This window comes from Streptomyces sp. AC627_RSS907 (assembly GCF_019049165.1).
In genome coordinates, this window is the sequence record NZ_JAGMUE010001158.1 from 1 (window position 1) to 590 (window position 590).

Genomic DNA, 590 nt, shown 5'->3' on the forward strand with positions numbered 1-590 from the left:
CCATCAACCTGGGCTTCGCGTTCTCAACCATGGGCGCGGGATTCATCGCCGAGTACAGCTACCGGGCCGGGTTCGTCGGCGAGGCCGTCATGACGCTGATCTGCGCCGTGCTGGTCTTCATCAAGCTGCCCGAGTCGCGTCCTCCGCGCGCCAAGGACGCCAGCGGCGCCGATGTCGAACCGGAGGTCGGGCTCGGCATGGTGCTGCGCGACGGCCGCTTCATGAGCGTCGTCGGGCTGTCCTTCCTCATCGCCCTGATCTTCCAACAGGGTTACGTGGCGCTGCCGGTGGCGATGGGCGCCGACGGGTTCTCCAGCTCCGACTTCGGCGTGGCGATCGCCGTCAACGGCATCCTGATCGTGGCCCTCCAGATCCCGGTCACCCGCTACATCGAGCACCGCGATCCGCAGCGGCTGCTGATCATCTCCTCGCTGCTGGCCGGCTACGGGTTCGGGCTCACCGCGTTCGCCGGGTCGATCGGGGTGTACGCGCTGACCGTGTGCGTCTGGACGCTGGCCGAGATCGTCAACTCCCCCACGCAGATGGGCCTGGTCGTCCGCCTCTCGCCGACCCACGGCCGGGGCCGCTAC

At 68.5% G+C, this 590-nt stretch carries 1 protein-coding gene; it reads left to right on the forward strand.

The features are described 5' to 3' along the window. Positions 1–590, forward strand: a 590-nt coding sequence (locus tag KUM32_RS40815) for an MFS transporter (RefSeq protein ID WP_217146720.1), incomplete at both ends; no start/stop codon positions are given.